Annotated in this window: 17 protein-coding genes, 1 tRNA gene and 2 pseudogenes; 7 read left to right on the top strand and 13 right to left on the bottom strand. The window is 60.1% G+C overall.

What is annotated here, in order from left to right; translation table 11 throughout:
* Positions 1 to 326: 326 nt before the first annotated feature.
* The 3 genes and pseudogenes from AWM79_RS16345 to AWM79_RS16335 all read left to right on the top strand — a co-directional run.
* Positions 327 to 1,490 carry a type III PLP-dependent enzyme gene (locus tag AWM79_RS16345; protein ID WP_060783277.1) on the top strand — a complete coding sequence of 388 codons (1,164 nt, stop codon included), beginning with the start codon at positions 327 to 329 and terminating at the stop codon, positions 1,488 to 1,490.
* 104 nt (positions 1,491 to 1,594) lie between these two features.
* A pseudogene (locus tag AWM79_RS25665) lies at positions 1,595 to 1,690 on the top strand (type II toxin-antitoxin system HicB family antitoxin); the annotation flags it as partial.
* Between the two features lie 265 nt (positions 1,691 to 1,955).
* Positions 1,956 to 3,122, top strand: a pseudogene (locus tag AWM79_RS16335) (PepSY-associated TM helix domain-containing protein); the annotation flags it as partial.
* Positions 3,123 to 3,137: 15 nt separating this feature from the next.
* On the opposite strand, the gene AWM79_RS16330 reads toward AWM79_RS16335, so the two are convergent.
* The 4 genes from AWM79_RS16330 to ptsP form a co-directional block, all read right to left on the bottom strand.
* Positions 3,138 to 4,679: an alkaline phosphatase D family protein gene (locus AWM79_RS16330; RefSeq protein WP_060783276.1), complete on the bottom strand. Its 1,542-nt coding sequence runs from the start codon at positions 4,677 to 4,679 to the stop codon at positions 3,138 to 3,140.
* Between the two features lie 217 nt (positions 4,680 to 4,896).
* Positions 4,897 to 6,627 (bottom strand): PTS fructose-like transporter subunit IIB, encoded by a 1,731-nt coding sequence (locus tag AWM79_RS16325; RefSeq protein WP_017132875.1) that lies wholly within the window; start codon positions 6,625 to 6,627, stop codon positions 4,897 to 4,899.
* A gap of 11 nt (positions 6,628 to 6,638) precedes the next feature.
* Entirely contained in the window at positions 6,639 to 7,580 is a 942-nt protein-coding gene (gene pfkB / locus AWM79_RS16320) for a 1-phosphofructokinase (protein ID WP_060783275.1), read from the bottom strand.
* The gene (gene ptsP / locus AWM79_RS16315) at positions 7,580 to 10,441 is read right to left on the bottom strand and encodes a phosphoenolpyruvate--protein phosphotransferase (RefSeq protein ID WP_060783274.1); all 2,862 of its coding nucleotides are present in this window, start codon (positions 10,439 to 10,441) and stop codon (positions 7,580 to 7,582) included. The genes pfkB and ptsP overlap by 1 nt, the downstream gene beginning before the upstream one ends.
* Positions 10,442 to 10,991: 550 nt before the next feature.
* On the opposite strand from ptsP, the gene cra reads away from it, so the two are divergent.
* Complete coding sequence (gene cra, locus AWM79_RS16310; protein WP_017132873.1) at positions 10,992 to 11,987, top strand: catabolite repressor/activator; 996 nt, start codon at positions 10,992 to 10,994, stop codon at positions 11,985 to 11,987.
* Between the two features lie 2 nt (positions 11,988 to 11,989).
* Positions 11,990 to 12,781, top strand: coding sequence for a TatD family hydrolase (locus AWM79_RS16305; RefSeq protein ID WP_017132872.1), 792 nt, complete (start codon positions 11,990 to 11,992; stop codon positions 12,779 to 12,781).
* Here AWM79_RS16305 and AWM79_RS16300 read toward each other — a convergent pair.
* The 4 genes from AWM79_RS16300 to AWM79_RS16285 form a co-directional block, all read right to left on the bottom strand.
* Positions 12,756 to 13,139 carry a hypothetical protein gene (locus tag AWM79_RS16300; protein ID WP_039792707.1) on the bottom strand — a complete coding sequence of 128 codons (384 nt, stop codon included), beginning with the start codon at positions 13,137 to 13,139 and terminating at the stop codon, positions 12,756 to 12,758. The two genes, AWM79_RS16305 and AWM79_RS16300, sit on opposite strands and share 26 nt — an antisense overlap.
* A gap of 353 nt (positions 13,140 to 13,492) precedes the next feature.
* Positions 13,493 to 14,332, bottom strand: a complete 840-nt coding sequence (gene ampE, locus AWM79_RS16295) for a regulatory signaling modulator protein AmpE (RefSeq protein WP_017132870.1) — start codon at positions 14,330 to 14,332, stop codon at positions 13,493 to 13,495.
* The gene (gene ampD / locus AWM79_RS16290) at positions 14,329 to 14,892 is read right to left on the bottom strand and encodes a 1,6-anhydro-N-acetylmuramyl-L-alanine amidase AmpD (protein WP_017132869.1); all 564 of its coding nucleotides are present in this window, start codon (positions 14,890 to 14,892) and stop codon (positions 14,329 to 14,331) included. Before ampD ends, ampE begins: the two co-directional genes overlap by 4 nt.
* A gap of 85 nt (positions 14,893 to 14,977) precedes the next feature.
* Positions 14,978 to 17,200 (bottom strand): DUF1631 domain-containing protein, encoded by a 2,223-nt coding sequence (locus AWM79_RS16285; protein WP_060783273.1) that lies wholly within the window; start codon positions 17,198 to 17,200, stop codon positions 14,978 to 14,980.
* Between the two features lie 375 nt (positions 17,201 to 17,575).
* Between AWM79_RS16285 and nadC the strand changes: the two genes are divergently transcribed.
* Positions 17,576 to 18,424 (top strand): carboxylating nicotinate-nucleotide diphosphorylase, encoded by an 849-nt coding sequence (gene nadC, locus AWM79_RS16280; RefSeq protein ID WP_060783272.1) that lies wholly within the window; start codon positions 17,576 to 17,578, stop codon positions 18,422 to 18,424.
* Between the two features lie 78 nt (positions 18,425 to 18,502).
* Here nadC and AWM79_RS16275 read toward each other — a convergent pair whose 3' ends face one another.
* The 5 genes from AWM79_RS16275 to AWM79_RS16255 all read right to left on the bottom strand — a co-directional run bounded on the left by AWM79_RS16275 (position 18,503) and on the right by AWM79_RS16255 (position 22,646).
* A complete protein-coding gene (locus AWM79_RS16275; protein WP_017132867.1) occupies positions 18,503 to 19,000 on the bottom strand; it encodes a methylated-DNA--[protein]-cysteine S-methyltransferase in 498 nt (165 codons plus the stop codon).
* Positions 18,997 to 20,493: a DNA-3-methyladenine glycosylase 2 gene (locus AWM79_RS16270; RefSeq protein ID WP_017132866.1), complete on the bottom strand. Its 1,497-nt coding sequence runs from the start codon at positions 20,491 to 20,493 to the stop codon at positions 18,997 to 18,999. Before AWM79_RS16270 ends, AWM79_RS16275 begins: the two co-directional genes overlap by 4 nt.
* 122 nt (positions 20,494 to 20,615) lie before the next feature.
* Positions 20,616 to 20,691 (bottom strand) — tRNA-Thr (locus tag AWM79_RS16265).
* Between the two features lie 39 nt (positions 20,692 to 20,730).
* A complete protein-coding gene (locus tag AWM79_RS16260; RefSeq protein WP_051000651.1) occupies positions 20,731 to 22,137 on the bottom strand; it encodes an O-antigen ligase family protein in 1,407 nt (468 codons plus the stop codon).
* 77 nt (positions 22,138 to 22,214) lie between these two features.
* The gene (locus AWM79_RS16255) at positions 22,215 to 22,646 is read right to left on the bottom strand and encodes a pilin (RefSeq protein WP_017132864.1); all 432 of its coding nucleotides are present in this window, start codon (positions 22,644 to 22,646) and stop codon (positions 22,215 to 22,217) included.
* A gap of 226 nt (positions 22,647 to 22,872) precedes the next feature.
* Here AWM79_RS16255 and pilB point away from each other — a divergent pair, with 226 nt between their 5' ends.
* On the top strand, positions 22,873 to 24,573 hold the full coding sequence (gene pilB, locus AWM79_RS16250; protein WP_060783271.1) for a type IV-A pilus assembly ATPase PilB: 1,701 nt from the start codon (positions 22,873 to 22,875) through the stop codon (positions 24,571 to 24,573).
* Position 24,574: the final 1 nt, after the last annotated feature.

Below are 24,574 nucleotides of genomic sequence, written 5' to 3'. Positions count from 1 at the left end.
TGACTCCAGGAACATCAGACTGTCATCCGGGTCGGTTACATAAGGAGCTGATCCGGGTCACGCGACGAGCGCGTGCAAAAACGCGACATTTTTAGTTGATCTAAAGCCCCTCACGTCCTAAAGTTCGCGCCGAACGTCCATGCTGGAAACGATCCATCCGGCTCAAGTACTGACGACGAGACAGCGAGGCCAAGGGAAGCGGTTAATCCCATGGCCTTTTTGCTTTCGGCGACGTGCCTTGGGAAGTAGGCGAACCAAAGTGGGGATACGGAGGACGTTCATTTGCACCCATTGATAACGCACGTTTGCCACTAGGAGTCCCCCGCATGTCGATCCAGGTCGAAGACTATTTCGCGCGCGATACCTTTCAAAAAATGAAGGCTTTCGCCGATAAGCAAGAAACCCCTTTCGTGGTCATCGATACCCAGATGATCGCCCAAGCCTACGATGACCTGCGGGCAGGTTTCGAATTCGCCAAGGTCTACTATGCCGTCAAGGCCAACCCGGCCGTCGAAATCATCGACCTGCTGAACAAGAAAGGCTCGAGCTTCGACATCGCCTCGATCTACGAGTTGGACAAGGTGCTGGGCCAGGGCGTCAGCGCGGATCGCATCAGCTACGGCAATACCATCAAAAAATCCAAGGACATCCGCTACTTCTACGAGAAGGGCGTGCGCCTGTACTCCACCGACTCCGAAGCCGACCTGCGCAATATCGCCAAGGCCGCACCGGGCTCCAAGGTCTACGTGCGTATCCTCACCGAAGGCTCGACCACCGCCGACTGGCCGTTGTCGCGCAAGTTCGGTTGCCAGACCGACATGGCCATGGACCTGTTGATCCTCGCCCGCGACCTGGGCCTGGTGCCTTATGGCGTGTCCTTCCACGTCGGTTCGCAGCAACGTGATATCAGCGTCTGGGACGCGGCCATTGCCAAGGTCAAGGTGATCTTCGAGCGCCTGAAGGAAGAAGACAACATCCACCTCAAGCTGATCAACATGGGCGGTGGCTTCCCGGCCAACTACATCACCCGCACCAACAGCCTGGAAACCTATGCCGAGGAAATCATCCGTTTCCTCAAGGAAGACTTCGGCGACGATCTGCCGGAAATCATCCTTGAACCCGGCCGTTCGTTGATCGCCAATGCCGGCATCCTGGTCAGCGAAGTGGTGCTGGTGGCGCGTAAATCCCGCACCGCCGTCGAGCGTTGGGTATACACCGACGTGGGCAAGTTCTCCGGCCTGATCGAAACCATGGACGAAGCCATCAAGTTCCCGATCTGGACCGAGAAGAAAGGCGAGATGGAAGAAGTGGTTATCGCCGGCCCCACCTGCGACAGCGCCGACATTATGTATGAGAACTACAAATACGGCCTGCCGCTGAACCTGGCCATCGGCGACCGCCTCTACTGGCTGTCTACCGGCGCCTACACCACCAGCTATAGCGCGGTTGAATTCAACGGCTTCCCGCCGCTGAAATCATTCTACGTATAACCGGTCGCTTCCGCGTCGTAACCGCAAGGCCCGTGATCGCTCACGGGCCTTTTTATTTACATACGCTGCAAAACCTTTAGAAGAAGTGGAAGGTTGCCCTAGGAAACTGGGTCGACGCCTATGTCCGCCATCATCCCGAGCAGAAAAACCGCTCGGGCTTCTTGGCGACGGCGGCCCTGAAAGTGCTCCAGGGCGCTTGAAGGCCCAACCTGCCAGCGCGTCCAACGCCTCGCGGTCCTGCTTGTCGCCCAGAGCCGCCTGCCCCGGATAGGATCGTCAGGGCCACCCGAACCGAATTATCTTCCAGCATGACCTTGAGCCAATCGCTGTCCAATAGCTCTTCACGCCCGCGTAACAGCATGATCCGCACCTTAAAGAGAAGTCATCTCAATGGTATTTGATTCCTATCAACTGAGCTAAGATGCGCGCCGTGGCGAATGACTTTGATTGAGCAAGGCGATCACCGTGTTGAAGAAAGCACTGTTGCAACTGCATTGGCTGTTCGGCATCACGGCCGGGTTGGTGTTGGCGGTCATGGGCGTCACCGGGGCCATCGTCTCTTTTGACGACGAATGGTTGCGCCTGCTCAACCCTTCGGTGCTGCAAATCGAAGCGCCGAACCACGAGGCTCTGCCGCCTGCCGAACTGGTGCGCAAGCTTGAAGCCCGCGAAGGCCAGACCGTTGCGATGCTGTGGAGCGAGCCCCATGGCGACACCGCTGGCCGGGTGTTCTTCACCGCACCGCCGGGTGAGCGACGTGGACAGTTGCGCTATTTCGATCCCTACACCGGTGACTACCGGGGCGAGGTTCGCGGCCAGGACTTCTTCAATCTGATGCTGCAACTGCACCGGTTCCTGGCCATGGGCGACATTGGCCGCCAGATCACCGGCGCCAGCACCCTGATGCTGGTGTTCTTCTGCCTGTCCGGCCTATACCTGCGCTGGCCGCGCAAGCCCCTCGACTGGCGCGCCTGGCTGACCCTCGACTGGTCGAAAAAAGGCCGTGCCTTCAACCGGGACTTGCACTTGGTGGCCGGTACCTGGTGCCTGGCGTTCTACCTGTTGTCGGCCCTGACCGGATTGTTCTGGTCCTATGAGTGGTACAACAACGGCCTGAACAAGCTGCTCGCCGACTCAGCGGCCCAGCAGCGCAAGATCGAACGTGGCCCGGCCCCGGTCGGCCCGGCGCCGACGGCCGACTATGGGGCCATCTGGACCAGCATCCAGCAAGCCGCCGGCCCGGACCTCAGTGCCTACAACATCCGCATGCCGGCGTTGGCCGGCCAACCGGCCACCGTGTATTACCTGCTTAACGACTCGCCCCACAATCGCGCCCTCAACCAGATCGTGCTGGACCCAGCCACCGGCACGATCCGCGAGCACTTCCGCTATGCCGACAAAAGCCTCAAGGGACAACTGCTGACCAGCCTCTATGCGTTGCACGTCGGCAGTTATTTCGGCGTCATCGGGCGCATCCTGCTGACGGTTTCCAGCCTGATCCTACCGTTGTTCTTCGTCGTCGGCTGGTGGTTGTACCTGGATCGCCGGCGCAAGCAGCGCGCCCGAGGAAAAGCCCGCGAAGGGCTCGCCCCGGACAAGCGCGACGCTGCCAGCCAGGGCGGTTGCGCCGAATAGTGCGCAGGGCACTCAAACCGGTTGCAGCTTCTGCTCGAACACTGACACACCGTCCAGGTCACGTAGCACCACGCCCATCTCACCGCTCTGTCCGTCGATATTGACCTCGCCGAAAAACTGGAACCCGGCAAACGGCGAACTGTTCTGCACCGCCGGGGCTTTCTCGAACACCACTCGCGGCCCGAAGGTCTTGTCCAACACATTGGGGCCAAAGCTGCCGGCGTTCAGGGGACCGGCGACAAATTCCCAGAACGGCTCGAAATCCTGGAACGCGGCACGATCCGGATGATAGTGGTGGGCGGCGCAGTAGTGCACATCGGCGGTCAGCCAGACCGTGTTATGCACCTGTCGCGCCCGTAGGTGGCCGAGCAACTCGGCGATTTCCCGCTCACGGCCCTGAGCCGGCCCAGGGTCGCCGTTGGCAATCGCCTCCCAACGCGCCAAGCCAGGGCTAACCTCACCATCCGGCACCCCGAGGCCGATGGGCATATCGGCGGCGATCACCTTCCATTGTGCCTTCGAGTTCTCCAGCTCGCGTTTGAGCCATGCCAATTGCTCACGCCCGAGAAAGGCTTTTGACGCCCCCAGATTGTCGTCGTTCGGCCCACGATAGCTACGCATATCGAGCACGAACACATCCAGCATCGGCCCGTAGCTGAGCTGGCGATAGATCCGCCCGCCCTGATCGGCCCGCTGTCGACGCACAGGTGCATATTCCAACCAGGCCTGGCGAGCACGCCCGACCAGGCTGTGGATATCTTTGCTCCGGTAGCGCTCGTCTAGCTGTTTGCCGGGCGACCAGTTGTTGGTCACTTCGTGATCGTCCCACTGCCAGATCTGCGGCACCTCGGCGTTGAAGCGCCGCAGGTTGTCGTCCAGCAGGTTGTAGCGGTAATTGCCACGAAACTCGGCGAGGCTTTCGGCAACCTTGCTTTTGGCTTCGGTCGTGATATTGCACCAGATGCGCCCGCTTTCCGTGGCGATCTGCGCCGGGATCGGACCGTCGGCATAAATGGTGTCGCCGCTGTGGATAAAAAAGTCCGGTAAGCGCAGGCGCATCGCTTCGTAGATACGCATCCCACCGATTTCCGGGTTGATGCCAAAGCCCTGACCAGCCGTGTCGCCACTCCAGACAAACCGGATATCGCGACGTTGCTGTGGCACGCTGCGTAAATGGCCGAACCAAGGCTCGCTGGCAACACCGGATTGGGCATCTTCGAAGTGTACACGGTAGAAAATCGCCTGGTCGGCAGGCAAACCGCTCAGTTCGACGCACGCGGTAAAGTCGCAACCAGCGTCGGCCAGCGCCGAGACGAAGCGGCGCGGATTGCTGAAGACACTGCGGGTGTCCCACTCCACCACCATCCGTGCGGGGCGGTCGGTGCGACTCCAGACCATCGCCTTGTCGCCCAGCAGGTCGCCGGACTGTACGCCATCGGTCAGTTGTGGGCGGTCCTTGACCGAGGCGATCACCGCCGGCGCCAGGCCGGGCAGCAGCATGCCCGCACCCACGACCTGCATGATGCGTCGTCGTCCGAGATTGAAGTCGCTCATGATGAATCCCTGAAGAAGAAACCAAACACTGAATTTAGCGTCAGGGAATGAAGCGGGTATGACAGTCGACCGTACAGGCTGGGGCCGGGCGGCGTGGCGACGCAGCTTTCAGCGACTTCGAAGACCTCCTCGCGGGCCAGCTCTGCTCCCACGGCGAGCGGCACCGGCCTTGGCCGAAACGACAGTCAAGACCCGCTCGCCACCAGAAGCCACAACGTCAAGCGCCGGTCGGTTCAATGCCCAGCTCGATCCCCTCCGACCGTTTGAGCACGGCATAGACCACCGCCGTCAGCACGCTGCCGGCAATGATCGCCAGCAGGTACGCCAGCGTGTGATTGATCGCATTGGGAATCAGCATCACGAACAGTCCGCCATGGGGGGCCATCAGCTTGCAGCCGAAGTACATGGACAGGGCGCCGGTCAGCGCGCCACCGGCGATACTCGCCGGAATCACCCGCAACGGGTCTTTGGCGGCAAACGGAATCGCCCCTTCCGAGATAAAGCACAGGCCCAGTACCAAGGCCGCCTTGCCCGCCTCCCGCTCACTCTGGGCAAACTTGCGCCGGGCGATCAACGTGGCGATACCCAGGCCAATAGGCGGCACCATGCCAGCTGCCATGGTCGCGGCCATCGGTGCATAGCTCTGCGATGCCAGTAGCCCGACCGAGAAGGCATACGCGGCCTTGTTGATCGGCCCGCCGAGGTCGACGCACATCATCGCGCCAAGCACCACACCCAACAGGATCGCGTTGGTGGTGCCCATGCTGTCGAGAAAATGCGTCAGGCCTTCGAGCATTCCCGCTACCGGTTTGCCGACCACGTAAATCATCACCAAACCAGTGAACAGGCTCGCCAGCAACGGAATGATCAGAATCGGCTTCAGTGCTTCCAGGCTCGCGGGCAACCGCGCATAGCGATTGATCGCCTTGGCACTGTAGCCCGCGACAAAGCCGGCGACGATACCGCCGATAAACCCAGCGCCAAGGGTGCTCGCCAACAGCCCGCCGATCATCCCTGGCGCCAGTCCCGGACGATCGGCAATTGAGTAAGCAATGTAGCCGGCCAACAACGGCACCATCAGCTTGAAGGCGCTCTCCCCGCCGATCTGCATCAGCGCAGCCGCCAGCGTGCCGGGCTCCTTGAACGCGGTAATACCGAACACGAATGACAGCGCGATCAACAAGCCACCCGCCACCACCATCGGCAACATAAACGAAACACCTGTCAGCAGGTGCTTGTAGACACCAGTCTTTTCCTGCCTGACCGGTGCCGAGCCATCCCCTGAGACGGCACTCTGCGGCTTGCCTTCGGCCAGGGCCTTGTTCAAGGTGGCCTCCGGTTGCTTCAAGGCAACGCCGGTACCGCAACGGTAGATGTTCTTGCCGGCGAAACGCTCGGTGGCGACGTCGATATCGGCCGCCAGCAAGACCACGTCAGCCTCGGCTATCGCCGCCGCGCTCAACGGGTTACAGGCGCCGACCGAACCTTGGGTCTCCACCTGCAACTCGTAGCCCAGGCGCTTGGCCGACTGCTGCAAGGCTTGCGCCGCCATGAAGGTATGCGCGACACCGGTAGGACAGGCGGTTACTGCCACCAGGCGCGGTGCCCGTGGGTCCTCACCCGGCGCCTCGGCGGCGACGTGAACACGGGCCTCTTCAGCACCGCGACGCAGTACAGCTTCGACATCCTGTAATGCCTCGGCCGGCGTGGTCTGGAATACCCGTTTGCCAACAAAGCGCGACATATCCACTGGCGTGCTGCTGACCACCAGTACCCATTGCGCCGCCGAAAGGGTGGCCGCCGATAGTTGGCGCTCCGGATGCCCGCTGTCATGCACTTCGACACGGGTGCTCCAGCCCAGGCGCAGGGCGACCGCTTCCAACAGCCGAGCGCACAGCACACTGGTGACCCTGCCGTTCGGGCAAGCGGTAACAATGGCTAACTTCATCACAATCCCTCTTATTGTTCTGCCAGGGCGTGCACGCTAACGCCGTATTCAAGCTGCGCCAGTTGCGCCGTGTCAGCGATGCCGAAACCGATCTGGGTCACAGCCAGGGCGGCAATCGCCGTCGCCGTGCGCAGGGTTTGTTCGGCACCATGTCCACTGAGCATGCCATGGAGCATGCCGGCCAACAATGAGTCGCCGGCACCGACGGTGCTCGCCACGCTAACGGTCGGCGGCAGCCCGTGCAGGGCCGGTGCAGCGCTGAACCAGTTGACCCCTTCGGCCCCCAGGGAGACCACCACGTGCTCGATGCCCTGGGCGTGCAAGCGGGCCGCGGCCTCGGACTGCGCGACTAACGAGGTCACGGGACTGCCCAGCGCCTCGGACAATTCCTCGATATTCGGCTTGACCAGCCACGGCGCTGCCGTCAGTCCAGCCCGCAAGGCCGCGCCGCTGGTATCCAGGGCGACTTTCAGGCCGCGCTGCTTGAGCCGCAGCAACAGGGCTTGCAGCCATTGCGCACTGACCCCCCGAGGCAGGCTGCCCGCCACCACCACTGCATCGTGACCGGGGGCAATCTGCTCAAGCCGATCCAGCAAGGCTTGCTGGGCCTCGACACTGACGAACGGGCCGGGTCCATTGAGATCGGTGATCCGCCCGTGGTGCTCGGCGAGTTTGATGTTGCTGCGAGTTTGCCCCGGTACGCGAACAAAGGCATCGACAAAACCACGGCGGGCGAACAGAGTTTCGAAAGCCTGTGGATTGTCCTCCCCGAGAAAGCCACTCACGGTCAACCGATGCCCGAGATCCGCCAGCACCTGGGCGACGTTCACGCCCTTGCCGGCCGCATGGGTCTGCATCGCCTCGCTGCGATTGACCTGACCCGGCTCCAGCCGCATTAACTGCACGGTCAGATCCAACGCCGGGTTCAGGGTCAGGGTCAGAATCCGCGCCATTACACTGCCTCAACGAGGGTGCGCACGTCATCGGCGCTGCCCACAATCAGCGCCGAACGGGCCAGGGCCTGCGCTGCCGACAGGGTCAGTTCGCGTACCCGTGCCTTGACCTCGGGAATGCCGCGAGCGGCAACGCTCAATTCGTCCACCCCCAGCCCCACAAGCACGGGTATCGCCAGCGGGTCACTCGCCAGTTCACCGCAAACCCCCACCCACTTGCCATGGGCATGGGCTGCGCGCACGGTGATGTCGATCAGTTGCAACACCGCCGGGTGCAAGCCATCGGCCTGGGCCGAGAGTGTCGGATGACCACGATCAATGGCCAGGGTGTACTGCGTCAAATCATTGGTTCCGATGCTGAAAAAATCCACTTCCGGAGCCAGCACCGGGGCCAACAGAGCCGCCGACGGCACCTCGATCATGATCCCCAGTTGCAGGTCGGCCACCGGGATTTCCAAGCGCAGCCGCTCGGTCATTTCCCGCGCCTGGCGCCACTGCGCCACAGTGCCGACCATGGGGAACATGATCCGCAGGGGGCGATTGTCAGCAGCCCGCAACAGGGCACGCAACTGGCTTTCCATGATTTTTGGCCGTTGCAGGGTCAGGCGAATACCGCGCACGCCGAGGAACGGGTTCTCCTCTCTAGCAATCGGCCAGTACGGCAGCGGCTTGTCACCGCCGACATCCAGGGTGCGAACCACCAGCGGGCGCCCGCCCAGGCCGTCGAGTACCCGTCGGTATTCGGCCTCCTGGGTGGCTTCGTCGGGTGCCTGTCGATGCGTCATGAAGATCAGTTCAGTGCGCAATAGGCCGATGCCTTCGGCCCCTCGCTCCACCGCACCGGCGACATCGGCGCTTTCGCCGATATTGGCGAAAACTTCAACCGCCCGCCCGTCGCGGGTCAACGCTGGCTCATGGCGTTTCTCCGCCGCCAGACACAGGCGCTGCTCGCGGCTGTCGCGCTCCGCGGCGGCGCGCTGCAAGGTTACGGCATCCGGCGACACGTGCAGCCGGCCCCGCTGACCGTCGAGCAACAAGGTCGTACCCGGCGCCAGCAACAGCACCGCCGCTCCCGCCCCCACCAACGCGGGGATGCCCAAGGCCCGCGCAATAATCGCGCTGTGCGCCGTGGCCCCGCCACGGGCGGTGACAATCCCCACGACCCGCGTCGGATCGAGGCGCGCCACATCGGACGGGCCGACTTCATCCATCACCAGAACATAGGGCCGGTCCGGCTCGACCAGCGTTTCGCTGCCGCACAACCGCGCCAGCACACGCCGACCGATGTCTCGCAGATCCGCCGCCCGCTCGGCCAACAGCGCATCCGACAACGACTCCTGCTGCCGGGCCGCCGCGTCGATCACCGCCATCCAGCCGGCTTCGGCGCTTTCACCCTGCTTGAGGCGATTATCGACCTCGTCGCCCAGGTCCGGATCGTCGAGCATTTCCTGGTGAGTAACGAAAATCTCGCGAATGGCCTGAGCCTTGCTACGCTGGATCAGGCCATCGATATCCCGGCGGACTTCGCTCAAGGCGCTGTGCAGACGCTGGCGTTCAAGCACGGCTGACTGACCGCGCAAGGGGTAGTCGAACGTCTGTGGGACCTGGATATAAGCCGGGCCGATAGCGATTCCCGGCGCGCCGGCGATCGCCTGGACCTGGCTGCCGGCACCCGGTGCCGTCAAGGCCTCTGCCACCTCGTCCTCGACCACGCTGGCGGCATTCACCGCCGGCAAGGGTTCGACTTCCTCGCCGAGCCCCTCTTCCACTGCCGTCAGCAAGGCTGGCAAGGCATCGGCGGCAATAGCCGGCTCAACAATGAACTCCAGCACTTGAGCCCGCCGAGCGCCGAGACTGAGCAACTTACTCAAGCTTTTCACCGACACCGCCTTGCCTGCCACATCGACAATACGCACACGAATATCGCCATCGAAACGCTTCGCCAGTTGCGCCAGGACCTTCGCTGGCCGGGCATGCAGACCATGGGCATTAGCCAGGGTGATGCGCGCGCTCGGCCAATCGGCCGGCAGTTCGCCACCAAGGACCTCCAGCACCGCCCGGCTGCTGGTGGCACGCCCCAGTTCATGGCCACGGCCTTCGATCAGCAAGGTGCACAGACGTTCGAGCAAAGCCTGATGGGCCTCACCGAGACTGGCGAGACAGAACAGGCCGTTCAACGGTTGGCCGAGATAACGCAACGGCTTTTGCGGAGTGACAAATGCCAGCCCCGGCTGCCTGACCGTTTGCTCGCTGTGCAGCCACCACAGGCCGTCACCCAGCGGCAGCGCTTGGACCTGCTGCAGGATCGCGGCAAAACCGTTGCTCACACAATTGGCCTGGCGCAATAGACGGGCGCCTCGCCAGACCAGGTCCTCGAAATCATCCGCCCCCACGCCAAGGCCGATCATTTGTGCATCCAGTGCCAGTTCCTGGGGCGCGCCTTGCAGCAGTTTCAGCAATGCCTCGGCGGAACCGGCACGGCGCAGGGCCTGGCCCAGATCGGTCTCGCCGAGGGCACGGGTAAGCAGTTGCAGCAAACGCAGGTGCTCGTCGGATGTTGCCGCGATGCCGATGGCCAGATAGACGATCTGGCCGTCACCCCAATCCACGCCCTCGGGAAATTGCAACAGGCGCACGCCGGTGGCGAACACCTGATCACGGGTTTGCGGGGTGCCATGGGGAATCGCAATACCCTGGCCGAGAAAGGTCGAGCCTTGCATCTCACGATCTTGCAAGCCGGCCAGGTAACCCTCGGCCACCAGGCCGTCAGTCACCAGTGCGTCCGCAAGCAGCTGCAGGGCGGCAGACTTATCGACGGCCGACTGGCCCATGGAAATCTGCTCTACGGTGAGTTCGAGCACGCCTTTCTCCTCTATCAATGCCAACCGCCAGCGGCCTGTACGGTTAGTGCGTTAGCTCAAGTTCGGATGCCAGAAGTCCATGGCCAAGGCGCTGCGAACCGTCTAGCCCGGCTATGGCGAGCAACAGCAACGCCGGCCAGGGGCTGGTGGCGCCGAAATTGACTAACAGAACTCACCACGCAGGCCACTAGGGATTGTTTTGAATGTATCAGCCAGGGCTTGCGCACCAAACAGGACGAAACGGTCTTTCGGCATGACCGTGACACAGGGCGCATCTCCTGGAAAACAGCAAAGCTGAAACGTTTAATCTAGATCGTGAGACACGTTACTCGATTATCCTTGCGAGTTGAAGCCCTGCTGATCGACAACTGATTGCTGGCAAACCTGCAGCAGTGCCTTGAGACCGCTGGGAGCTTGCTCGGAACACTGCCCGGACTCCGTTGCACTCCCACAGAACCCACCCTCCCCCTGCTCCCACAGTCAGCGGCTGGAATAGGATACGATCAGAGAAAATGTAGCCATGAACGACAGCAAATAAGGAATCGTTCGCTTGAAACTCAGTGATATTGCCCGCCTGGCCGGTGTGTCCGTCACCACCGCCAGCTACGTCATCAACGGCAAGGCCGAGCAACAGCGTATCAGCAACAGCACCGTGGAGCGGGTCCGCGCCGTGGTCGAGCAGCACGGCTTCACGCCTAACCCCCAGGCCGCCGGCCTGCGCAGCCGCAAGACGCGCACCCTCGGGTTTATCCTGCCGGACCTGGAGAACCCCAGTTATGCACGCATCGCCAAGCTGTTGGAGCAAGGTGCCCGTGCCCGCGGTTATCAGTTGCTAATCGCCAGCTCCGACGATGATCCGGACAGCGAACGCCAACTGTTGCAACTGTTCCGTGCCCGTCGCTGTGATGCCTTGTTCGTCGCCAGTTGCCTGCCAGCCGAAGATAATAGCTATCGCCAGTTGCAGGACTGGGGAATGCCGGTCATTGCCATCGACCGGGAAATGCAGCCCGCACATTTCTGTTCGGTGGTCAGTGACGACCATCGGGCCAGCCTGCAATTGACTCGCAGCCTATTGCAACCGATACCGCGCCATATCGCCCTGATCGGCGCTCGCGCCGAACTGAGCATCAGCCGGCAGCGGGCTGCCGGTTTTCAGGACGCGCTGAACGATTTCAAGGGCGAGGCACTGATCGAACACGGCGAAGCGTTCAGCCGCGATTGCGGTCGGCGACTGATGGATACGCTGGTCAAACGTCTCGGCCATCTGCCCGATGCCTTGGTCACCACCTCTTATGTGCTGCTACAGGGCGTATTCGATGCCTTGCACAACCACCCACTCAAGCCGCAGCCGCTGCGCCTGGGGACCTTTGGCGACACTCAGTTGCTGGACTTTCTGCCCCTGCCCGTGAACGCCATGGCTCAACAACACCGGTTGATCGCCGACAAGGCCCTGCAACTGGCCATGGCCGCCATCGAGGACAAGGACTACCGGCCCGGTGTGCAGGCGATCGCACGGACCTTCAAGCAACGTATCCACGAGGCCTGACCATGGAGTTGATCGACACCCATACCCATCTCGATTTTGCGGATTTCGATGAAGATCGCGACGCGCTGCTCGATCGCAGCCGCGCCTTGGGTGTCGGTCGCATGGTGGTGCTGGGGGTTTATCGGCGGAATTGGCAGCGGGTCTGGGATCTGGTGCTGCGCGATCCGCAACTGCATGCCGCATTCGGCCTGCATCCGGTTTACCTGGAGGATCATCGCCCGGCCGATCTGGACCAATTAGGCGACTGGCTCAGCCTCCTGGCCAATCATCCGCAACTCTGCGCGGTGGGTGAGTTCGGCCTGGACTACTTTCTGCCGCAGCTCGATCGCGAACGCCAGCAAGTGCTGTTCGAGGCCCAATTGAAGCTTGCCGTGGACTTTAACTTGCCCGCGCTGCTTCATGTGCGTCGCAGCCACGCGGCGACCATTGCGACACTCAAACGCTTTCGCCCGGCCCGTGGGGGGATCATCCACGCCTTTGCCGGCAGTCGCGAAGAAGCCCGGGAATACCTCAAGCTGGGCTTCAAGCTTGGCCTGGGCGGTGCTGGAACCTGGCCACAGGCCTTGCGTCTGGGCAAGGTGATTGCCGACCTGCCTCTGGACGCCGTGGTGCTTGAAACCGATTCGCCGGACATGGCGCCGGTCATGTATCCCGGCATGCGCAACAGCCCGGAACACCTGCCGGCCATCTGCGCCGCCCTGGCCAAACTCATGGCCATCAGCCCACTGGCATTGGCTACCGCCAGTACCGCCAACGCTTGCACGCTGTTCAACTGGCCATTGAGTCCGACTTAACCCCGACCTGCAAGATCAGCGTCACCTGTTGCCGGTGGCGGGCATAGCGCAAGATCGTGAAATACAGCAACAGCATCAGCAGGGAAAAATTGAGTTGTTCGACCACGCTGATCAGACCGACCCATTCGCAGACCAGGGCGACCAACAACGAGGTAGCCATCAACACAATCATGCTAACCTTGAGCGGCAACCACATGTCCAGTGATCTGAAGCGCTTCAGTTGCTTCGAACAATTGAGTTGTACCGCCTCGTGACAGTAGCGACAGGCAAAACTTTCATTGATAGCAATGGCGTTCAAATGCCATGTACTAAGGGGAAATGTGCAACTGCAATGCGCGCAAACTCCTTTGACGCTCATGAGCGTATCCTTCAAATCTGCTCCTCCCGATCAGTAACAGCTCACCGATGAGTTCGGTATAGATGGGTTTTCGCTCATCGTAAGCAGAAAGATCGATCCAGAAAGAAAACAGGATTTGACCTACATTCAAAGAGCTTAAGTACTACAAACCATTCCAAAGCGCACGGCAAACCTCATTTTGCCCAGGCGGCGCAATATGATGCGGATCGACGCGTAGAAACCGCCATAGAGGCCGATGATGGAAGGAAACATCACCACTAACTTTGCAACCAACCTATGCAGGCGACAAGGTTAACCGCCACCGTTGAAATCTATAGGCGAGGGCTTGCTCCGAGTCCGTGCTACCTTGGGGGTCAGATCAGCAGCGTCCACAGGGCAAAACCGCCATACCAGAGCACCGCCGCCCGCAGCAGCAGCCCCCAGAGGCTGTCCAGGCTCATGACACCATCGGCGCCGATGCTGGTGGCCGGTAGTTCTCCGGCCATCCGCCCGACTTTCGCCACCAATTGCTCGGCGCCGATATCCCAGTTGAGCAACTCGTGCAACATCACTCGGCTAACCGCCACGAAATTGCCAACCAGCGCCAGACTCGCCGACAGCAAGCGTACCGGCAACCAATCGAATGCATGGCGCAATAGGCTGGCACGCTCGGCCAGGGCCGGATTGTGGCTGTGCTCCGTGGCCAGGGCGAGCAGGCGATAACTCAAGGCGGCCACCGGACCCAGCAGGAAATACCAGAAGATCACCGCAAAGAAACTTTGATAGGCCTGCCACAGCAGGTATCCCTGGACTTTTTCCAGCAGTTGCTCGCCGTTCTCGACACACGTCACCTGCATGTCGCGCCTGGCCACATGCACTCCGGCCTGCATGTCACCGCGCCGCCAGGCATCGCGAAAGGGTCCCAGTGTCGCCAATAGATCGCCGCGCCCCAGACTATAAATCACCACCCACAGATGCACCGGCAACGCCAGCAGACCATAGGCAAGCGGCTGTACCACCATCAACAACAGGCCGAGCAAGGCGACCGGCAGCAACACCAACAGCACCAGTATCCACCAAGGCCGTTTCGCCCAACGCGCACTGGACTCGAGCCGGGCCAGCTCGCCCAACCAGGCACCGTCACGCTGGACACGCTGGCGCAAAGCCGAGAACTTCTCGATCCATACCGCCAGCAGCAGTACCAGAAAACTCATTGCGACTCTCCTTTTTCCAGTAGGGCGACGCGCAAACGCTCCCAGTCAAAGCCTGCTCCCGGATCGGTTTTGCGGCCCGGCGCAATGTCGCTGTGGCCGCAAATCCGTTGTGGAGTAATTGCAGGGTAAGCGGCCAGCAGATACCGGCTCAAGGTAATCAGCGACGTATACTGCGCGTCGGTGAAAGGCAGATCATCAGTGCCCTCCAACTCGATGCCCAGAGAGAAATCGTTACAGCTCTCGCGACCCTCGAAACTCGACACGCCAGCATGCCAGGCCCGTTCCAGACAGGAGACAAACTGCGTGACCTTGCCGTCACGTTCAATCAGAAAGTGCGCGGACACCCGTAGGTGAGCGATGCCGTCAAAGTAGGGATGTTCCGTAATATCCAGGCGATTCTGAAAAAACTCCTGGACTTTACCCGTGGCGAATTGCCCAGGCGGCAGGCTGATGTTGTGGATCACCAGCAGGGAAACTTCCCCTTCAGGGCGCTCATTGGCGTTGGGCGACGGACAATGATCCACGTCCTGGCACCACCCCGTGGCGGGATCCAACTGCATACAGGTTCCTTCGAGGATAAAAAGCGACAGGCCCAGTATGCCGCGATAGAGGCCGACATGGGCAGCACTCTCTGCGCAAAAAAAATCAGCGAGCCTTCAGTCGCCGCAAATTGCCGATGACCGATTCCAAGGCGCGGTCGAACAGCAGCGCATCGTCCAACAGCCGCACCGCACCGCGACGAAATTCGACAGCCAGCCCCTGGCCCGTGCGCTCCAGCACTTTCATACCGGTACGATTGACGAAGATGTATTTGCCAGTCGACTCGATGATCGCCGTCAGTTTGCACCGCAGGCTGTTTTCATCGTCCTCACGGATCTCGACCCAGTTGCCAATCCGCAACTGCCTGACCCACAGCAGCCCGGCGTCATCTTCAGGCAACGCCACAAGACGCTCCTCGGTCAGCATGTCGTCGGGTGAGCCGAGGACAATTTCCTCCAGCACCGCGACCATCGCCGGTTGCGTCTCCTCGACGGCAACCGGCTCGGCGCGTTGCTTCGCCAAACGCTGAAAGACCTGGACATGCAGGCTTTCGAGCTGGCTGAAAAACTCGCTGGTGGCAAACGGATCGAAAGCGGCACTGGTCAGTCCATCGCGCAACGCCTTGAGCAAACCGGGCACCAGTTCCAGCAAACGCAGGCGAGCATCGACCTGGCCCTGGGGCTCCACACTCCAGATCAGGTCGTCCATGGTTTGCAGGCCGGCCCGCCACTCGACGGACGCTTCGCCGTGCTTGAGACAGGTCAGCAATAGAACCTTGCTCCAGGCCTCCTGCAGCAAACGCACCACGACTTCGGGCAGGGTCTTGCCCAGCAGCCGCTGGTTCAACACCTCCTGGACCCGTCGGCGAGCCTGTTCGGCCTTGGCCCGGCCTTCTTCGGCGTCACGGGTGCGCTGCTCGAGCAACTCACTGCGGCGGCGCTCATCGCCGGTAAAGTCGAGGAAGTCCACCAGCAGTTCGGAGAAGATCGCCGGATCATCGACGAAATCATTCAACAAACGCTGGACGACCTGTTCGATACGCACGTACAAGGCATCGCGCTGATAGTCGTCGCGCGCGCCCCAACCCATGGCTGCCGCGGCGATTTCATTGAGCAGGCGTCGAGCCGGATGACTGCCACGGCTAAAAAAGCTCTTGTCCAGCACCGCCACCTTCAACATCGGAATCTGCAAGCGTCCGATTAGCGCCTTCAGGGAATCCGGTAGGTTGCGGTCATCGAGGATAAATTCGAAGAGCATGGCGATCAGGTTGATCACATCTTCGTCCATGACTGCAACCACGCGTGACTTGCCACTTTTGACGCTGACCCGGGTCAACAACTGCTCAAGCTGGTTGCGCAGGTCGAAATCGTCGGCAACGGTCTGCGTCGGTACGTACTGCTGCAAATGTGAAAGCAGTCGCAATAGATCGCGGGTGGAAATCGGCTGAATCTCGGAGCCCACATCCAGCCTGGGCGCCACACTGCCGCGAACATGTCGCAACAGCTCCTGCAAGGCCGAGAATACCTCCTGAACGCTGGCATCGAGGAGTGAGGAGCCCGACTTGGCCGTTCCCGCCTCACCCTGGCTGGCCCGTGCACTGGCCGGCGGGCGATCGGAAGCACGACGGGCCGGCACGGCCTTGAGTTCCGGCAATACGCCGGTGGCGATCAACAACTGGTTGGCTTCGGCGTACAACTGATCGGCATCGCTAAGCACATATTTCTCGAACAGCTTGAGAATGATCAGTTTGACCTTGATTTCCACCCCCAAGTCGCCGTCGGCCCCCAGGAAATACTCACAAAGCATCGCCGGCCCCATGGGGTTGTCCTGGTCCTCGATGCGTCGAGCGATCAAGGCATTCAAACGAGTGGTCAATTGCCCGAGGGAAAAACCGTCCCGGCTCAAGACCTTGGCAACCATCGCATCCAGGGCAACGGTTTTTTCCAGCTCATCGTTCGGAACCAGTGCCAGCTTGTCGTAGGACATCGGCGTCGGTAGCGCCGCCTCGTTGAGGTCATATTGACCGAGACCGACAAACGCCTCGAAAAAACGCTCGAGAAAGCCGCGCTCGATACTTTTACGCTTGAGCCGCAGATCGCGCATGGCTTCGAAGAAAGTGTTCTGGTCGACATTGTTCAGGGCCCTGTCAGCCATTTCGAACAGGGTGTCATCGGCATTGTCGAACAGCGCCTGCAAGCCTTGTTTGAGCTGCTGCGCGGCCTTGTCGCGAACCTGAAGCAGAACCACGGGCAAACGGGCGAGCGGCGACGGCGTCGCTCGTTTATCGGTGGCCTTGTGCAAAGGCACTACCTTCCCGTCATTGTGCATCCAAGCCTCCAGCTACCGCGGTTCTTCGGTTCTGTGTAAACAATAGGTCTGCGCAGGCCATGGGCAAATAGCTCACAACCCCTTCGCAACGGCTGCCGGTGCAACCGCCGGGGGTATCGATAATCAGGAAATCACAGGTACGTCAAAGGTATGACGTCAATTACAAGGCATATTATCTTGCAAAAGATGTCACTTTTGCCAGCGAACTCTGCAACTCCTTTTCGTTCATTGCATTGGATAGACCCTCGAAGATGCAAAAATGCTCAATCGAGGCGACCAAATGCAGGTTAGTGGCGGCATGGTGTTGGCGGGCGCACCTTGGGTTAGCGAGCGCCAAGGCTCTATAATCGGGCCACTTTGTTTGTGGAGCCCGTTATGCCCAATCTACGTCTTGCCGACCTGACCGCCGAAATCGAAGCCAACGTGCGCCGTGCGTTGCGCGAAGACATCGGCAGCGGCGACATCACCGCGCAACTGATCCCCGCCGAACGACTGGCCAAGGCCTCCATCATCACCCGTGAGCCAGCGACGATTGCCGGCACGGCCTGGGTCGATGCAGTCTTTCGCCAGCTCGATCCACGGGTTGCGGTGCATTGGCAGGTGCGCGATGGTGAGCGAGTCAATCCTAACCAAGTCCTGTTTCACCTCGAAGGCCCGGCACGCTCGCTGCTGAGCGGCGAACGTTGCGCATTGAACTTCCTGCAGATGCTCTCCGGTGTCGCCACCCATGCGCGCTACTACGCCGACCAGGTGAGCGCTACTTCGGTCAAGTTACTGGACACACGCAAGACCCTGCCGGGCCTGCGCCTGGCACAGAAGTACGCGGTGACCTGCGGCGGCTGCCATAACCACCGCATCGGCCTGTACGACGCCTTCCTGATCAAGGAAAACCATATCGCCGCCTGCGGCGGGATTGCCCAGGCTATCGGCGCCGCCCACAAAATCGCACCGGGCAAGCCGGTGGAAATCGAGGTGGAAAGCCTGGCCGAATTGGAGCAAGCGCTCGCGGCGGGTGCCGATATCATCATGCTCGACGACCTGAGCCTGGAGGACATGCGCGAAGCCGTGCGTCTGAACGCCGGCAAGGCCAAGCTCGAAGCCAGCGGCGGCATCAACGAAAGCACCCTGCAGCCGATTGCCGAGACCGGCGTCGACTACATCTCGATTGGCGCACTGACCAAGGATGTGAAGGCGGTGGACCTGTCGATGCGCCTGAGTCTCTGAGGCCACGGTTTTGTGGAGAGCGGGCTTATCGGAACGCCGCTCACTGCAGAAACCCTCATCTCAGGACGGACGCCGAACTTAGCGAAGCTGGAAATGCCGCGATTCATGCTCCAGCAGCCACTGCTTGGCTGCCAGCCCGCCGCCGAAACCGGTCAGCGTGCCGTTGCTGCCAATCACCCGATGGCAAGGCACGATCACCGGTACCGGGTTACGGCCATTGGCCGCGCCCACCGCCCGTGCAGCCTTGGGCCGATCGATCTGCTGGCAAATTTGCCCGTAGCTGGTGACCACACCATAGGGAATCGTTGTCAGCGCATCCCACACTTCCCTCTGGAAATCCGTACCCTGCATATTGAGCTTGAGGTCGAACTCCAGGCGCTCGCCGGCAAAATACTCCTCCAGTTGCCTACGCACCGCAGCCAGTTTCTCCGGGGCATGCAGCCAACCCGTCAATGGCGTCTGGGGTCGATAGTCCAGTTCGAAGCGCAACTCGCGCAGTCCTTCATCATCGGCCACCAACATCATCGGCCCAATGGGCGAAGGGATCACATCATAATAAATCTGGCTTGCTGTCATTTCAGGCTCCTGCGTATCCATTCAGATTCCACTGCCGCGCGCCACAGATACATCACCGAATAGGCCCGCCAAGGGCGCCAGTTCTCGGCCAGTACCTCAAGGGCCTTGGTGCTCAGCGGCGAACCTTTCTCCACAACTTCCCGCCGCAGGATCAGATCCGCCGCGGGAAACGCATCCGGATGGTTGAGCACCCGCATGGCAATGTAATGGGCCGTCCACTCACCGATACCCGGCAAAGCGACCCAGCTTCTAACGAAGTCGTCCAGCCGCTGCTCTGTGCCAAAGCTCACCCGGCCATCGAGCAAGGCCTGGGCAATCCCACGGATGGTGGCGGCGCGTGTACGGATAACCCCGATCACCTCCAAGTCGGCGTCGAGCAATTGCTCGGGCGTGGGAAATAATCGGTCCAGACCCGGCCCCGCGGGTGTTTCGAGTACGCTCGTGAAGCGCGTCAACAAACGCGTGGCAAGCGTGCGCGCCGCGGCGACGCTGACCTGCTGGCCCAGTACTGCCCGTACCGATATTTCGAAACCGTCCCAACCACCCGGCAGACGCTGGCCGGGATAACGTTCGACCAGCGACGCCAGCACCGGGCTGGCACCCAGCGAGGCGACAATGGCTTGCGGGTCGGCATCCAGATCGAACATCCGCCGAATCCGCGTCACCACCGGCAACATCTGCGCGGGCGTCACGTTGAACAGCTCCAGCTTCAAGGCATGACCGCCAGCGGGCCACGGACTGACCCGCAGCCACCCAGGCGATTCGGCACGACCGAATACCCGTCGATAGCTCTGCTCCTCGACCACCTCGATACCCGGCAAGGCACGACCGGCAAGAAACACCAGCAGCGCCTTGAAATCGTAGGGGGGCCGATAACCGAGCCGCAAGACCAGGGCGTTACTGCCGCTTGCGTTGGGTTGGCGCCGCAACTCCCGAGGCGCGACATGGTTGGCGTCGGCAAAAGCCGAATTGAACCGACGCAGGCTCTGGAAACCCGACGCCAATGCCACCTCGGTAATCGACAGCGTGGTTTCGCTCAGCAGTTGCCTGGCGAACAGCAGGCGCTGGGTCGCATGCACCGCGATCGGCGGTGCGCCAAGGTGTTGGACAAACAGGCGACGTAATTGCCGCCCTCCCACGTCCAGCCGAGCCGCCAGTTCGTCGAGCGAGTGCTCGGCGAGAAAGCCTTCATGAATCAACTTCAGGGCACGTGCCACCCGATGTTCGCCATGGAGCCAGACGCTATTGCCCGGCGCGAGCTCCGGGCGGCAGCGCAGACAGGGCCTGAAACCCAGTGCTTCGGCGGCGGCGGCACTGGGGTAGTAACGTACATTCTCCACCTTGGGCGGTCGCGCCGGACAGACCGGTCGGCAATAGATCCGGGTACTGAGGACAGCGGTGAAAAACACCCCATCGAACCGCGCATCACGGCTCAGGCGAGCCTTTTCGCAGATATCGGCAGTGGGAAATGTGGCAACGGTTGTCGTGTTCATGGGTGCAGGCTAGCATCGTCAGCATGAACGATCTCGCCATTTTCGGACGTTAATGCCCAGTGACTTTTGCCTGATGAGGCCAGACAATAAAAAACGGCCTGGGAAGCCGATTCTTTTGCTGATGGTGCCGGAGATAGGAATCGAACCTACGACCTTCGCGTTACGAGTGCGCTGCTCTACCGACTGAGCTACACCGGCCTGGCGCTAACGCTAGCATCGAGCGACGAGCGGAGCAAGCTATCCGGGCTTGATCGCAATCACACCCTGAGTCCAGAAGCGCGGCTGGAAGTGACCGCCATATTGCTCTTGGTAGAGCTTGTTGCGCTCGTCCAGGTGGGGGCCATCGCGGATCGCGATGTAGACCAGCAACAGCACGGCGCCAGTGCTGATCCCCATCCACGACCGCTGTATTAAAGCGCTGGCTTCGGTCGGCTCACCCTTCCACACGTGGATACCCATCAACCAACCGACCACCAGGGATAGCCAGAGCTGGGAGTACGGCATGACGATCACTCCGTCGACCATGGATTGGGTCAGGGCACCGATCAGGCTGGCGAACAGGCAGACCCGTAGCAGGTCGACCGGATCGTTGGAATTAGCGCGTTCGCGGATCAAGCGAAAGGTTGCCCAGAGTCCGCGACCGACCAGCCACATCACCAGCAAGGTGGAAGGGATACCCCACTCGCTGGCCCATTGCAGGATAGCTTGGTGCGGGTGGGCGGCGATGGAGTTGTGGATATCGGCGAAGTGCATGGGGCCGAAGCCGAGCAGCGGACGCTCGCGGATCATCTCCCAGGCCTGCTGCCAGAGTGGGCCGCGACCCGAGAGGGAGGTAGTCAGGCGGTCGCCCGCGAAGTGGCTGACCTCTATGCCAAGGTAGTCGGTCAGAACGCTGAACAGGAGCCAGTAGAGAGCAATACCAGTCGCGACAGCAGGGATTTGCCAAGTGATCCAGCGTCTACCGGAGCGACCGGCGATAAACAACACGCAGGCCGCCACACTCATGCCAAGCCAGGTGCCACGTGTGCCGCCGGTTATTGCAATAAGCCACCAGAGGCTCAAGAGGGAAAAGACCCCGATTTGGCTGAAGCGCCGGGTGATCGTCAGTAACAACGGCAGCGCCAATAGCGGGAGAGTGAACGTCTGGAATTGGCCGTAGAAACGTTTGTTGGAAAATCCCTCGATAAAAAGATCTGTATCTAAATGCTTCGACTCTTCTCCAAAAAAAGATACAAGCACAATAAAAAACTGGCTGCCCTTAGCTGCGCACAAAAAAATCAAGAACCACAAAAACCACCTGTCAAACTCTTCTCCTTCACACACCCTCGCTTTGAAAAAAGCCAATGAAATAAAAATACCAACAATCACGACAGATATTTCTACAAAGGCCCAGGTCGGTTGCCGGGAACCCATGGCAGAAAAAACAGCCAAAAACAAAATAATCAAAATACAGCAGGATGGCTCACGAAAAAAGCTGTCGTCCTTGCTTCTTTTGCGCCAAAGAAAGCATAAACAGAGAAGGCCAACCAGCAGTTGCCCAACGCGCTGAAGGTCATGACCAGAACTAGAAATGCAAATAACGACAAGATATATAAAAAAACAACATAGCATTTCCCATCGACCATTGAGCCTAGAAAAAACCATGCGATCTCTCAAATATCATCGATATAAAATAAGCGCCCCAAAAGGCGCTTACTCTAAAAACGCCAAAAATATCGCTATTAACTACCGGTCAGCTTACACAAGGCCGGAGCGCTGCCCTGAGCTGAAAGACAACCGCTCGATGAGCCTACGCTCCAAGTCAGCGCGGCTGCACCGAGGACCGGGATGAGAATAAGAGTCGAGCCTGCATTAGTCGTTGAGGTCGGCGTCACCGTTATTGTTCCATCGGTCACACCAACGCTGGCCACATGAGTCGTAGCGACAGTGGCTGGTATCCCATTGGTGCCCAAGGCGCAGCCAGTCACCGTGCCCTTTTCCTGAGCGCAGGCTGCCACGGCAGTTTGATAGGTGTTGGCCACCGACACAACTTCGGCAAATTTTGCTCTGTATGTATAGTTTTGGTATGCCGGGATCGCGACCGCAGCCAAAATACCAACGATCGCTACGACGATCATCAGTTCGATCAGCGTAAAACCTTTTTGTAGATTCATCCGTTACCTCCAAAGCGTGGGAGAAAGCCCATGACTTATCAGATTAGCAGCACACAGCATGCCAACCACTGAAATTTCGATATTCTGATGATCCGCCGCCTCGCAACCAAACAGGAGCTGCTGACGTACAACAAAATCTGACATTTTTTGTCACCCGTCTTCACTCCATTTGGCGCCACCGCCCGACTAGGCTATAAGAGTCCGACTGTTTGCGTTTGGTGCAAAAATGAACGATATCGCTCTTTCTGGCCTAGCTAAGCAATTGGTTGCAGCCGAGCTCATCACCGACAAAAACGCTCAACAGGCTTGTCAGCAAGCCCAACGCAACCGCATATCCCTGGTCAGCTATCTGGTTCAAAATAAACTGGTCAAAAGCCGACAGGTGGCGGAAATTGCCTCGGAGCACTTTGGGGTCGCTCTGCTTGACCTGAGCACATTCGACAAAGAAAGCCAACCTAAAGGCCTGGTCAGCGAAAAGCTGATCCGCCAGCACCATGTCCTGCCCTTATGGCGACGTGGCAACAAGCTGTTTGTCGGTATCTCCGATCCCAGCAATCATCAGGCAATTACCGATATTCGCTTCAGCACCGGCCTGACTACCGAAGCGATTCTGGTAGAGGACGACAAGCTCAGTGATGCCATCGATAAACTCTTCGACAGCCACCCCAGCGGCTTGGAGGAAATGGCGGATGTCGACCTCGAAGGCCTGGACATTGAATCGGTAGACGACAAGAAACACGAACAGATCGCGGGGCAAGACGCCGATGATGCTCCGGTGGTCCGCTTCGTCAACAAGATGCTGCTGGATGCCATCAAAGGCGGCTCTTCGGACTTGCACTTTGAACCCTATGAAAAGATCTACCGCGTGCGTCTGCGCACCGACGGTATGTTGCGGGAGGTCGCCAGGCCACCTATCCACCTCGCCAGCAGGATCGCCGCCCGTATTAAGGTAATGGCCAGCCTGGATATTTCCGAGCGGCGCAAGCCACAAGACGGGCGCATCAAGATGCGCATCTCGAAAACCAAAACCATCGATTTCCGGGTCAACACGCTGCCGACCCTGTGGGGCGAAAAGATCGTTATGCGCATCCTCGACCCTTCCAGCGCACAAATGGGTATCGACGCATTGGGCTACGAACCGGATCAGAAGGACCTTTATATGGCGGCGCTGAAACAGCCGCAGGGAATGATCCTGGTCACCGGCCCCACTGGTTCCGGTAAAACGGTTTCGTTGTATACCGGCTTGAATATCCTTAACACCGTGGATATCAATATCTCCACCGCCGAAGACCCGGTTGAGATCAACATGGAAGGCATCAATCAGGTTAACGTCAACCCGAAACAGGGGCTCGACTTCGCCCAGGCGCTGCGCTCGTTTCTACGCCAGGACCCGGATGTGATCATGGTCGGCGAAATCCGCGACCTGGAAACCGCCGAGATCGCGATCAAGGCCGCCCAAACAGGCCATATGGTGCTTTCAACCCTGCACACCAATAGCGCGGCGGAAACCCTGACCCGCCTGCAGAACATGGGTATTCCCGGCTTCAACATCGCCACTTCGGTCAGCCTGATCATCGCCCAGCGCCTGGCACGTAAGTTATGCCTAAACTGCAAAAAGGAAATTGATATTCCCGAGGAAGCCTTGCTCAAGGAAGGTTTTCCGGCAGAGCAACTCGGCAAATTCAAGATCTATGAAGCTGTCGGTTGCGATCAATGCAACGGTGGCTACAAAGGCCGCGTCGGGATCTACGAAGTGGTAAAGAACACCGCTAACCTGCAACGGCTGATCATGGCCGAAGGCAACTCGATTGAAATCGCCACCCAGATGCGCAAGGAAGGCTTCAACGACCTTCGTACCTCAGGCTTGCGCAAAGCCATGCAAGGGCTGACCAGCCTGGAAGAAGTCAACCGGGTCACCAAGGACTAAG

Source organism: Pseudomonas agarici, assembly GCF_001543125.1.
Lineage (GTDB): Bacteria > Pseudomonadota > Gammaproteobacteria > Pseudomonadales > Pseudomonadaceae > Aquipseudomonas > Aquipseudomonas agarici.
Note: the sequence above shows the minus strand (reverse complement) of the source record. Positions and strands in the feature narration are given on the sequence as shown.